At 40.5% G+C, this 13,346-nt stretch carries 7 protein-coding genes; all 7 read right to left on the bottom strand.

Going from position 1 to position 13,346, the window contains the following annotated elements; all coding sequences use genetic code 11:
• Positions 1-40 precede the first annotated feature (40 nt).
• Positions 41-352 carry a 30S ribosomal protein S10 gene (gene rpsJ, locus BS34_RS0101195; protein ID WP_029406733.1) on the bottom strand — a complete coding sequence of 104 codons (312 nt, stop codon included), beginning with the start codon at positions 350-352 and terminating at the stop codon, positions 41-43.
• 165 nt (positions 353-517) lie between these two features.
• A complete protein-coding gene (gene tuf, locus BS34_RS0101190; protein WP_029406721.1) occupies positions 518-1,708 on the bottom strand; it encodes an elongation factor Tu in 1,191 nt (396 codons plus the stop codon).
• Between the two features lie 61 nt (positions 1,709-1,769).
• Positions 1,770-3,872, bottom strand: a complete 2,103-nt coding sequence (gene fusA / locus BS34_RS0101185; RefSeq protein ID WP_029406732.1) for an elongation factor G — start codon at positions 3,870-3,872, stop codon at positions 1,770-1,772.
• A 59-nt stretch (positions 3,873-3,931) separates the two neighbouring features.
• Positions 3,932-4,405 carry a 30S ribosomal protein S7 gene (gene rpsG / locus BS34_RS0101180; RefSeq protein ID WP_029406731.1) on the bottom strand — a complete coding sequence of 158 codons (474 nt, stop codon included), beginning with the start codon at positions 4,403-4,405 and terminating at the stop codon, positions 3,932-3,934.
• A 72-nt stretch (positions 4,406-4,477) separates the two neighbouring features.
• Positions 4,478-4,849, bottom strand: a complete 372-nt coding sequence (gene rpsL, locus BS34_RS0101175) for a 30S ribosomal protein S12 (protein WP_029406730.1) — start codon at positions 4,847-4,849, stop codon at positions 4,478-4,480.
• A gap of 140 nt (positions 4,850-4,989) precedes the next feature.
• A complete protein-coding gene (gene rpoC, locus BS34_RS0101170; protein ID WP_029406729.1) occupies positions 4,990-9,213 on the bottom strand; it encodes a DNA-directed RNA polymerase subunit beta' in 4,224 nt (1,407 codons plus the stop codon).
• The gene (gene rpoB / locus BS34_RS0101165) at positions 9,214-13,272 is read right to left on the bottom strand and encodes a DNA-directed RNA polymerase subunit beta (RefSeq protein ID WP_029406728.1); all 4,059 of its coding nucleotides are present in this window, start codon (positions 13,270-13,272) and stop codon (positions 9,214-9,216) included.
• Between the last annotated feature and the right edge of the window lie 74 nt (positions 13,273-13,346).

The raw sequence follows: 13,346 nt of genomic DNA, 5'->3' as shown, positions 1-13,346 counted from the left end.
TGTTGCGAGTCATTACGATTGATGACTAGCTATCTACGAATTAACGTAGTTCCAATTGAACGTCTACACCAGCAGCTAAATCTAACTTCATTAATGCATCTACTGTTTTTTCAGTAGGATCAACAATGTCTAGAAGACGCTTATGAGTACGAATTTCGTACTGATCACGAGCATCCTTATTAACGTGCGGAGAGATCAAAATTGTAAAACGCTCTTTACGAGTTGGCATTGGAATTGGACCGCGTACTTGCGCACCAGTTCTTTTTGCAGTTTCCGTAATTTCTCGAGCTGATTGATCAATCAAACGGTGATCAAACGCTTTCAAGCGAATACGAATATTTTGAGTCGCCATAATTTATTCTCTTTTATTTAGAATATAGAAAAGCACGCCTAATCTAGTGGCGTACAAACTAAGGATGCGGATTATAACAACTAAATTAAATAAAAACAAGCCCTTATAAAAACAAAAAAGGGAGCCTAAGCTCCCCTTTTTATAACAGATATGTATTATCTAATATTATTCAATAATTTTAGCAACAACACCTGCACCAACTGTACGTCCACCTTCACGGATTGCAAAACGTAAACCTTCTGCCATCGCGACTGGGTTGATTAACTCTACAGTCATTTGTACGTTGTCACCAGGCATAACCATTTCTGTTCCTGCTGGTAATTCACATGCACCGGTTACATCAGTTGTACGGAAGTAGAACTGTGGACGGTATCCGTTGAAGAATGGAGTATGACGTCCACCTTCGTCTTTACCTAGTACATAGACTTCTGCTTCGAACTTAGTATGAGGAGTTACTGTTCCTTTGTGTGCTAGAACTTGTCCACGTTCGATATCTTCACGCTTAGTACCACGTAATAGGATACCTACGTTGTCACCCGCTTCACCTTGGTCAAGCAGTTTACGGAACATTTCAACACCGGTAACCGTTGTCATTGTTGTTGGACGAATACCGACGATTTCGATTTCTTCACCAACTTTTACAACACCTGTTTCTACACGTCCTGTTGCAACTGTACCACGACCTTGGATTGAGAAGATGTCTTCTACTGGCATTAGGAATGGTTTGTCAGTTTCACGTTGTGGAGTTGGGATGTATTCATCTAGCGCGTCTACTAAACGTCCGATTGCTGGCGCTCCAATTTCTGAATCGTCACCAGCGATCGCTAGAGTTGCTGATCCAATGATAACTGGAGTATCGTCACCTGGGAATTCGTACATGTCTAGAAGTTCACGAACTTCCATTTCTACTAGTTCCATTAGCTCTTCATCATCTACCATATCTGCTTTGTTTAGGAAAACAACGATATATGGTACACCTACCTGACGTGATAGTAGAATGTGCTCACGTGTTTGTGGCATTGGTCCATCTGCTGCTGAACATACTAGGATTGCACCATCCATCTGTGCTGCACCAGTGATCATGTTTTTAACGTAATCCGCGTGACCTGGGCAGTCAACGTGTGCGTAGTGACGTGTTTCTGATTCGTATTCTACGTGTGAAGTTGAGATTGTGATACCACGATCTCTTTCTTCTGGTGCGTTATCGATAGATGCGAAGTCTTTTACGTCTCCACCGAATTTCTTACCTTGTACAATTGTTAATGCCGCAGTTAGAGTTGTTTTACCATGGTCAACGTGACCGATAGTACCAACGTTTACGTGCGGTTTCGAGCGTTCAAACTTTTCTTTTGCCATTTTAAAATACCTATATTAAGCAAAGACCTGCCTTAGACAGGTCACGAATTAAATAAAAAACTTAAGAGCCTTTTTGGACACTTGCAATAATTTCGTCTTGGATGTTTTTTGGAGCGTCATTATACTTTTCAAATGCCATACTATAGTTAGCACGACCTTGAGTCAATGAACGCATCTGATTTGAATATCCAAACATTTCTGATAATGGTACTTCAGCCTTAATAGACTTACCAGTAGGAATATCATCCATACTAGAAACCATACCACGACGACGGTTAAGATCACCAATGATATCACCCATATACTCTTCAGGAGTTGTTACTTCTACAGCCATAATAGGCTCAAGAATTACTGGGTTTGCTTCTTGTGTACCATTTTTGATACCCATACCTGCTGCTACAGAGAATGCCATTTCATTCGAGTCAACATCATGATATGAACCATCAATTAACTCAACACCTACGTCAACCATTGGGAAGCCAGCAATTACACCGCTTTCTAGCTGTGCTTTAGCACCTTTTTCAACTGCACCGATATATTCACGCGGAACAGCACCACCTACGATAGAGTTAACAAATTCAAAACCAGATCCCGCTTCACGTGGGTAGATTTTGAATACTACATGACCATACTGACCACGACCACCAGACTGACGTACAAATTTACCATCAGCTTCAACTGGAGTCTTAATTGTTTCACGATATGATACTTGTGGCGCTCCAACATTAGCTTCAACACTGAATTCACGCTTCATACGATCAACAATGATATCAAGGTGAAGCTCACCCATACCAGAGATGATTGTTTGATTCGTTTCTTCATCAGAATGAACACGGAATGAAGGATCTTCTGCAGCAAGCTTCTGAAGCGCAATACCCATTTTCTCTTGGTCAGCCTTAGTTTTTGGCTCGATCGCAATAGAGATAACAGGCTCAGGGAATTCCATACGCTCTAGTACAATTTTATTGTCTAAATCACACAGAGTATCACCTGTAGTCGTGTCTTTAAGACCTACAGCACAGGCGATATCTCCTGCACGCACTTCTTTGATTTCTTCACGTGAGTTTGAGTGCATCTGTAAGATACGACCAACTCGCTCACGTTTTTCTTTAACTGAGTTATAAACTGGACTACCGGCTGCTAACACACCAGAATAAACACGGAAGAATGTTAGCGTACCAACATATGGGTCAGTCATGATTTTAAACGCTAATGAAGAAAAGGGCTCATCATCAGTTGAATGACGAACAGCATGTGTACCATCTTCAAGCTCACCTTCAATCGCAGGAACATCCATTGGCGCAGGCATATAATCAATTACTGCATCAAGAAGAGTCTGTACACCTTTGTTTTTGAAAGCAGAACCACAAAACATTGGAACGATTTCTACATCGATACAACGTTTACGGATACCGAACTTAATATCTTCCTCAGACAAATCGCCTTCGTCTAAATACTTATCCATAAGTTCTTCTGTTGCTTCAGCTGCAGTTTCAACCATTTTTTCGCGCCATTCAGCAGCAAGATCAACCATGTCAGCAGGAATATCTTCATAACGATACTCCATACCCATGTTTTCTTCTTCCCAATAGATAGCTTGCATTTTGACAAGATCAACTACACCACAGAAAGTTTCTTCAGCACCAATTGGTAACTGCATAGGAACAGGACTTGCACCTAAACGATCGATAACCATTTGGTTTACATTTAGGAAGTTTGCACCTGCACGGTCCATCTTGTTGACGAAGCCCATACGTGGTACACCATATTTATCAGCCTGACGCCATACAGTCTCAGACTGTGGCTCAACACCGGATACAGAACAGAAACAAGTAACTGCACCATCTAATACACGCAGAGAACGTTCAACTTCGATTGTGAAATCAACGTGACCTGGAGTATCAATGATATTAATACGGTGCTGTGGGTATTGCTTAGCCATACCAAACCAGTGACAAGTTGTAGCTGCAGAAGTGATAGTAATGCCACGTTCCTGTTCTTGCTCCATCCAGTCCATAGTTGCACCACCGTCATGAACCTCACCAATTTTGTGAGATACACCGGTATAGTACAGAATACGCTCTGTAGTTGTTGTTTTACCCGCATCAATGTGGGCCATGATACCGATATTACGATATCTTTCTAAAGGGGTTGTACGTGCCACTTTAATAACCTTTTAGTTAAACATAAATAACAAAGGCCCTAAACAGGGCCCTCTTCAGATTACCAACGGAAATGAGAGAAGGCTTTGTTAGCCTCTGCCATTCTATGGGTCTCTTCTTTTTTCTTCATAGCCGCACCACGATTTTCTAGTGCGTCACCTAACTCACCAGCCAATCTTAGCATCATGCCTTTTTCACTACGCTTACGTGAAGCTTCTACAAGCCAACGCATTGCTAACGCAGTTTTACGATCCGGACGTACTTCAACAGGAACCTGATAAGTCGCACCACCTACGCGGCGAGACTTAACTTCAACCAAAGGACCGATGTTATCTAATGCTTCTCTTAGTAGTGCTGCATGCTCACCACCTTTTTTACGCTCAACTAAAACATCTAGCGCATCATAAACGATTTTTTCAGCTACAGCTTTCTTACCGCTCACCATAATCATGTTAACGAATTTTGTTAACGTTGTATCACCAAACTTTGGATCAGGCAGAACCTGACGCTTTGGTATTTCTCTTCTTCTTGCCATTCTTAACTCTTCCGGTATAAATTGAACACAAATTGTTGCAAAACGTATGTTTAAATAATTCTAAAAACTAGATTATTTAGGACGCTTCGCACCGTACTTAGAACGACCTTGTCTACGTTCAGAAACGCCAGCGCAATCTAATGCACCACGTACTGTATGATAACGTACACCAGGTAAATCTTTTACACGACCACCACGGATAAGGATAACCGAGTGCTCTTGAAGGTTATGACCTTCACCACCAATATAGGAAGCGACTTCATAACCATTCGTTAAACGTACACGCGCAACTTTACGCAGAGCAGAGTTTGGCTTTTTAGGGGTTGTTGTATAAACACGCGTACAAACACCACGACGCTGAGGACATGCCTGTAACGCTGCTACGTTTGAAACTTGACGCTTATCTTTACGCGGCTTACGCACCAACTGGTTAATAGTAGCCATTAATATTCTCCAAATTTGAGATTAACTCTTACATATACGAAATGCAGGCCTGGTAAATTACCAGACCCGCAAATTAGGAAAGAGGATTTTAGAGACCTAAGCTCAATAAGTCAAGCATTAACTACTTGAATTTATTTAATTTAGGCTTCCACCCCTTCACCTTCAACTACAGATTCAACAGCTGACTCTTCAGGCTGTTGAACATCACCAGACTCTGTAGCACCCATAAAGGCTTGCAATTCACCTAGTGATTTTTCACTCGCTTCTTTTCTAGCTTGGTGATAGGCAAAACCTGTACCCGCTGGAATTAAGCGACCAACAATAACATTTTCTTTTAAACCAACCAATGTATCACGTTTACCACTAACTGCAGCTTCTGTTAATACACGAGTTGTTTCTTGGAAAGATGCTGCTGAGATAAATGATTCAGTAGCCAATGAAGCTTTTGTAATACCAAGTAATACACGTTGGAAACTTGCTTCTACTTGACCTTCTTCACGGGCTGTCTCATTTAACTCTAATACTTTAGCGTACTCAGCTTGTTCACCTTTGATCAAGCCAGTATCACCTGAAGATTTAACTTCTACTTTTCTTAACATTTGACGAACAATTGTTTCGATGTGTTTATCATTGATTTTTACACCCTGTAAACGATAAACATCTTGAACTTCATCAACAATATATTCTGCAAGCTTTTCAATACCAAGTAATCGAAGAATATCGTGAGGATTAGGATTACCATCCACAACAATATCACCCTTCTCTACACGCTCACCTTCAAAGACAGAAACCGTACGCCACTTTGGAATTAAAGCTTCATATTGCTCGCCACTGTCCTGAGTAATAACTAAACGTTGCTTACCTTTGGTCTCTTTACCGAACCCAATTACACCAGATACTTCTGCCATAATAGATGCTTCTTTAGGTTGACGTGCTTCAAACAAGTCAGCAACTCGAGGTAGACCACCTGTAATATCTTTGTTTTTAGATGAAGCTTGCGGAATACGAGCTAGAACATCACCTGCACCAGCTTTATCATTTTCCTGGACAACAACCACACCATTTTCTGGAAGGTAGTAAATCGCTGGAGTTTGCGTTCCGGCAAAACAAACATCCTCACCAGCATCATCAACCAATGCGATAAATGGACGAGTTTCTTTAGCTGAAGACATACGTTCTTTAGCGTCTTTAACAACATAAGATGTTAAACCAGTCAATTCATCAACACGCTCTTCAACGGTTCCATCAAAGTTACCAAATTTAATTGTACCTTCAACTTCTGTAATTACAGGATGTGTATGCGGATCCCATTGAGCAAGAATATCGCCTGAAGCAACCGAACCACCATCACTTACAGTCAAAGTTGTACCATAGGCAATTTTATAACGCTCTTGTTCACGACCACTTTCATCAATAACTGAAACCTCACCAGAACGTGATGTAACGATGATTTCATTGTCTGTATTTTTAATTGCTTTAAGGTTATCCCACTTAACTTTACCAGAGTGCTTCACTTCAATTTGACTTTGTGCAGCAGAACCTGATGCCGTACCACCGATATGGAAAGTACGCATAGTTAACTGAGTACCTGGCTCACCGATTGACTGAGCAGCCATAACCCCAACAGCTTCACCCATATTCACTAAATGACCTCGTGCTAAGTCACGTCCATAACAATGTTTACAAATACCAAATTTAGTTTCACAAGTCATTGGTGAACGAACATTTACATGATCAACACCGCTCTCATCAATCAAAGTAGCTAGTTTTTCATCTATTAACTCACCTTTAGCAACAATCACATCACCTGCTTTTGTTATGACATCCTTATTAGTAATACGACCTAGTACTCTATCTTTTAGAGATTCGATAATATCACCACCTTCAACATGTGCAGTCATGCGAATACCGGCTTCAGTTCCACAATCAATCTCTGTGACAACAACATCTTGTGCAACATCAACTAGTCGACGTGTTAGATAACCTGAGTTTGCCGTCTTAAGGGCTGTATCGGCCAAACCTTTACGAGCACCGTGAGTAGAGATAAAGTACTGAAGAACGTTTAGACCTTCACGGAAGTTTGCCGTAATAGGTGTTTCAATAATTGATCCATCTGGCTTAGCCATCAAACCACGCATACCGCCTAACTGACGCATCTGTGCGACCGATCCACGAGCACCAGAGTCAGCCATCATGTAAACCGAGTTAAATGAAGTTTGCTTAACGTCATTACCTTCAGCATCAGTAACAGTTTCAAACTGAAGTTCTTCCATCATTGACTTAGTCACTAATTCATTAGTATGCGACCAAATATCAACCACCTTGTTATAACGCTCACCTTCGGTCACTAAACCTTGTGAGAATTGACCTTGAATCTCTTCAACCTGAGCTTCTGCTCGATCAATAATTCCCGCTTTTGAATCCGGAATTAACATATCATCTGAACAGAATGAAAGACCAGCTAGTGTTGACCATTTAAAACCAGCATACATTAACTGGTCAGCAAAAATTACTGTCTCTTTAGGCCCTAAAACACGGTAACAAGTGTTCAGTACTGTACTGATATTCTTTTTAGTCAGATTTAAGTTTAATAAATCGTAACTTAAGCCTTTAGGTAAAATTCTGGCAAGCAAAGCACGGCCAGCAGTCGTATCAACAATTCGACTAGAAACACTTTCAGTCCCTTCATCATCAATAATAGTCTCAACAATTCGTAATTTGATTTTTGTGTGCAAGTGAACAGATTTTGCATCTAAGGCACGTTGCACTTCCTGCCAGTTAGCAAAAGCTTTACCTTCACCAATAGAGTTAATGCTTTCACGCGTAATGTAATACAAACCTAATACAACATCCTGCGAAGGCACGATGATTGGGTCACCATTTGCAGGAGACAATAAGTTATTTGTAGACATCATTAAAGTACGCGCTTCTAGTTGTGCTTCTAGTGACAATGGCACGTGAACTGCCATTTGGTCACCATCGAAATCAGCGTTGAATGCAGAACATACTAATGGGTGTAAGTTAATTGCTTTACCTTCAATCAATACCGGCTCAAATGCCTGGATACCAAGACGGTGAAGTGTCGGTGCGCGGTTCAGCATCACTGGATGCTCGCGAATGACTTCATCAAGTACATCCCATACTTCAGGAAGACCTTGCTCAACCATTTTCTTAGCCGCTTTAATCGTTGCAGCTACACCACGTTTTTGTAATTTACTAAAAATAAATGGCTTGAAAAGCTCAAGTGCCATTTTTTTAGGTAGACCACATTGGTGCAGGCGTAACGATGGCCCCACTACGATGACAGAACGACCAGAATAATCAACACGTTTACCTAGTAAGTTTTGTCGGAAACGACCTTGTTTACCCTTAATCATGTCTGCAAGTGACTTAAGCTGACGCTTGTTAGTACCCGTTACTGCACGTCCACGACGACCGTTATCTAATAATGAGTCAACAGATTCTTGAAGCATACGTTTTTCGTTACGTACGATAATATCTGGAGCCATTAAATCTAATAGGCGTTTTAGACGGTTATTACGGTTAATAACACGTCGATATAAATCATTTAAATCAGATGTCGCAAAACGACCTCCATCAAGAGGAACTAAAGGACGTAACTCTGGAGGTAAAACAGGTAAAACATCTAAGATCATCCATTCAGGCTTATTCCCTGACTGTACAAAAGATTCAATCAGCTTAAGACGTTTAGAAATTTTCTTCTGCTTAGTTTCAGAGTTTGTATTGTCAATTTCAACACGTAAACGCTCTGTTTCACCTTCTAAATCGATAGCTTGTAGCATTTTTTTGATAGCTTCAGCACCCATTTGCGCTTCAAACTCATCTCCATGCTCATCCATTGCATCTAAATATTCTTCTTCAGTTAGTAACTGCCAAGGCTCTAATGGAGTTAGCCCAGGATCGACAACCATGAACGCTTCAAAATAAAGAACCGCTTCAATTTCTTTTAATGTCATATCTAACATTAAACCGATACGAGAAGGTAGTGATTTTAAGAACCAAATATGCGCAACAGAAGTAGCTAAGTCAATATGACCCATACGCTCACGACGTACTTTAGACTGAGTAACTTCAACACCACATTTTTCACAAATAACACCACGGTGCTTTAGACGCTTATATTTACCACATAAACATTCAAAGTCACGGATAGGTCCGAAAATTTTTGCACAGAACAAACCATCACGCTCAGGCTTGAACGTACGGTAGTTAATAGTCTCAGGTTTTTTTACTTCCCCGAAAGACCAAGAACGAATTTTCTCTGGCGAAGCAAGTGATACCTTAATCGCATCAAAATCACTTGATACGTTTTGTTTTTTTAGAAATCCTAATAAATCTTTCATTTAGTCTTGCTCCAACTCAATATCAATACCTAACGCACGAATCTCTTTACGTAATACGCTAAATGATTCTGGCATGCCTGGTTCCATATACTCATTACCATCTACAATGTTTTTATACATTCTAGTACGACCATTTAAGTCATCTGACTTAACGGTTAACATTTCTTGTAGAGTGAATGCAGCACCGTATGCTTCAAGTGCCCACACCTCCATCTCACCGAAACGCTGACCACCAAACTGTGCTTTACCACCTAATGGTTGTTGCGTTACAAGGCTATATGGTCCTGTTGAACGTGCATGCATTTTGTCGTCTACCAAGTGGTTTAACTTCAAGTAATACATGTAGCCAACGGTTACTGGACGATCAAACTCTTCACCAGTGACTCCGTCAAACAATCTCATCTGACCAGACTCAGGAAGATCTGCTAACTTAAGCAAAGACTTAATTTGAGTTTCCGAAACACCGTCAAATACCGCAGATGCTAATGGAACACCCTTCTTAAGGTTTCCTGCCAATTCAATGATTTCATTATCATTAAACTGAGATAAATTTACTGACTGGCCTTGAGTTTCATTATAGATTTTATCAAGGAAACTGCGCAGCTCAGCAATTTCAGTCTGCTGTTGTAGCATGGCATTAATTTTAGTACCAAGACCTTCAGCCGCCAAACCTAAGTGAACCTCTAAAATCTGACCAACGTTCATACGAGAAGGTACACCTAGAGGGTTAAGACAAATATCTACCGGACGACCTGTTTCATCATATGGCATATCTTCAACTGGACAAATACGTGAAATAACACCTTTGTTACCATGACGACCAGCCATCTTATCACCAGGCTGAATACGACGTTTAATCGCAACATAAACTTTAACCATTTTAGAAACGCCAGGCGCTAAATCGTCACCTTGAGTTAATTTCTTACGTTTCTCTTCAAACATTTCATTAAATGTTTTGCGGCTTTCTTTAAGCTGAACTTCAAGCATTTCTAACTGATGCATGATATCAGCATCATCTACATTTAGTGAGAACCACTTCGCAGAATCCATTCCCGATAAGAATGCGTCATCAAGCTTAGTACCGTCAACTAAAGACTTACCTTCCAACATCGTCTTAATACGACCCAAGGTATCCGCTTCCAAAATAATGTACTGCTCGTCGATGTCTTTTCTTACTTTAGCTAACTCTTCTTCTTGAATGGCTAAAGCACGTGAATCTTTTTGAACTCCTTCACGAGTAAAGACTTGTACATCAATAACGGTTCCCTCAATACCTTTAGTGACTCGTAAAGAGGTATCTTTAACATCAGAAGCTTTCTCACCAAAGATCGCGCGCAGAAGTTTTTCTTCTGGCGTTAACTGAGTTTCACCCTTTGGCGTTACCTTACCAACAAGAATATCACCCTGTTTTACCTCAGCACCAACATGAACAATTCCGCACTCATCTAGACGAGCAAGAGCTGATTCACCCACGTTAGGGATGTCTGCGGTAATTTCTTCAGGCCCTAGCTTAGTATCACGCGCTAAACACGTTAACTCTTCAATATGAATCGTGGTATAACGATCTTCTTGAACGACACGTTCAGAAACAAGAATTGAATCTTCAAAGTTATAACCATTCCATGGCATAAATGCGATACGCATATTTTGACCAAGAGCTAATTCACCTAAGTCTGTAGACGGTCCATCAGCCATTACATCGCCACGAATAACCGTATCACCAGCCTTAACAATTGGCTTTTGGTTAATACAAGTGTTTTGGTTAGAACGCTGATATTTAACTAGGTTGTAGATATCTACACCAGACTCACCATCTTTAATTTCATCTGCATTCACACGAACTACAATACGAGCCGCATCTGAAGATAATATTTCACCACCACGCTCGGCAACAACAGTCACCCCTGAATCGATAGCAACTGTTTTCTCAATACCAGTACCCACTAATGGCTTATCAGCACGTAAAGTAGGAACTGCCTGACGTTGCATGTTGGCACCCATAAGTGCACGGTTAGCATCATCATGTTCAAGGAATGGGATAAGCGCCGCTGCAACAGATACAATCTGTTTAGGCGATACATCCATATAATTAATATCTGCAGAAGAAGCTAATGTAAATTCATTTTGGTGACGAGCTGAGATTAAGTTATCAACAAACTTACCACTCTCATCAACATTCGCACTCGCCTGAGCGATAACGTATTGTGCTTCATCGATAGCAGAAACATATTCAACTTCTTCTGTTACCTGGCCATCCACAACTTTACGGTATGGTGTTTCTAAGAAACCATACTCGTTTGTTTTTGCGTAAATCGCTAACGTATTAATCAGACCGATGTTTGGCCCTTCAGGCGTTTCGATAGGACATACACGACCATAATGTGTTGGGTGAACATCACGAACCTCAAAACCCGCACGCTCACGAGTCAAACCACCAGGCCCTAAAGCTGAAACACGACGTTTGTGTGTAACTTCTGAAAGAGGGTTAACCTGATCCATAAACTGAGAAAGCTGTGAAGAACCAAAAAATTCTTTGATTGCCGCAGATACCGGTTTAGCATTAATTAAATCTTGAGGTAAAAGACCATCAGTTTCAGCTTGGTTCAAACGCTCTTTTACAGCACGCTCAACACGAACTAAACCTACACGGAAAGCATTTTCAGCCATTTCACCAACCGCACGAATACGACGGTTACCTAATGTATCAATATCATCAACAGTGCTATGACCATTTCGGATATTAATTAATTCACGCAACACATCAATAATGTCTTCTTTCTCAAGAACAACATTACCTTCGTTTGTTTTACGGCCTAAGCGACGATTTAACTTCATTCGTCCAACAGACGATAAGTCATAACGAGCATCATCAAAGAATAGGCTTTTAAATAGAGCTTCAGAAGATTCTTTTGTTGGTGGCTCACCAGGACGCATCATGCGGTAGATTTCAATCTGAGCTTCTAACTGAGAAGTCGTACTATCAAGATTTAATGTATCTGGAATATAAGGACCATTCTCTAACTCATCTATATAAAGAACTTTGATTTCGCACTTATTAATTTCAGCCAATCTTTCAACAAGTTCTGTAGTAATAACTTCATTTGTACGAGCCACTAACTCACCAGATGTTTTATCAACAACACCTGAAGCTAAAACCTTACCTAGCAAGTAGTCAGGAGAAACGACCACTGACTTAACACCAGCTTCTTTAATTAACTTAACGGTACGAGCTGTAATCTTCTTACCAGTCTCTACAATTTTCTTACCATCATATTCAATATCAAATACAGCAGTCTGTCCTTTTAACTGGTCTACTTCCAACTGAAGTTCAAAGCCTTTCTTAGTGACCTTGATTGTATTTGAGTCTAAGAAACTAGATAAAATCTCTTCGTTTGAATAACCCATTGCACGCAATAGAACAGATACAGGTAATTTACGACGACGGTCAATACGAGTAAATAGACAGTCATTGTGATCAAATTCGAAATCTAACCAAGAACCACGGTATGGGATAACACGGGCATTAAATAACAACTTACCAGAAGAGTGAGATTTACCTTTATCATTATCAAAGATAACACCAGGAGAACGGTGTAGTTGAGTAACGATTACACGCTCTGTACCATTGATTACAAAAGTCCCATTATCCGTCATTAACGGAATATCACCTAAATAGACCTCTTGTTCTTTTACATCTTTTACAGGGCGCTTTCCAGCTGGCGCATCTTTATCAAATAAAACAAGGCGCATTTTCACACGTAAAGGCGCTGCATACGTTACACCACGCTGCTTACATTCCTTAACATCAAATTCCGGCTGCCCCATGTGATAACTCACATATTCTAAATCAGCTGTACCAGCTACACCGTGAATCGGAAAAACAGAACTAAATGCAGAATGAAGACCGACTTGAGCTCGCTCAACAGGTTTTTTCTCCATTTGTAAAAAATCGTGGAAAGACCCTTTTTGCAAAGAAAGCAAGTAAGGTACTTCAAGAATAGATGGGCGAGCTGCAAAATCTTTACGAACTCGTTTCTTTTCAGTTAAAGAATAGGTCATCGTTTACCTCGACGATAAGATTGTCAATAGAACAACATAGGCTGTTCGGTAATGCATAAAACTGTGTTAACTCG

Source organism: Thiomicrorhabdus sp. Milos-T2 (genome assembly GCF_000702325.1).
Classification (GTDB): Bacteria; Pseudomonadota; Gammaproteobacteria; order Thiomicrospirales; family Thiomicrospiraceae; genus Thiomicrorhabdus.
Note: the sequence above shows the minus strand (reverse complement) of the source record. Positions and strands in the feature narration are given on the sequence as shown.

Coding starts and splice junctions, on each gene's coding strand:
- rpsJ (WP_029406733.1), bottom strand. CDS start 352: ATGGCGACTCAAAATATTCGTATTCGCTTGAAAGCGTTTGATCACCGT.
- tuf (WP_029406721.1), bottom strand. CDS start 1,708: ATGGCAAAAGAAAAGTTTGAACGCTCGAAACCGCACGTAAACGTTGGT.
- rpsG (WP_029406731.1), bottom strand. CDS start 4,405: ATGGCAAGAAGAAGAGAAATACCAAAGCGTCAGGTTCTGCCTGATCCA.
- rpsL (WP_029406730.1), bottom strand. CDS start 4,849: ATGGCTACTATTAACCAGTTGGTGCGTAAGCCGCGTAAAGATAAGCGT.
- rpoC (WP_029406729.1), bottom strand. CDS start 9,213: ATGAAAGATTTATTAGGATTTCTAAAAAAACAAAACGTATCAAGTGAT.
- rpoB (WP_029406728.1), bottom strand. CDS start 13,272: ATGACCTATTCTTTAACTGAAAAGAAACGAGTTCGTAAAGATTTTGCA.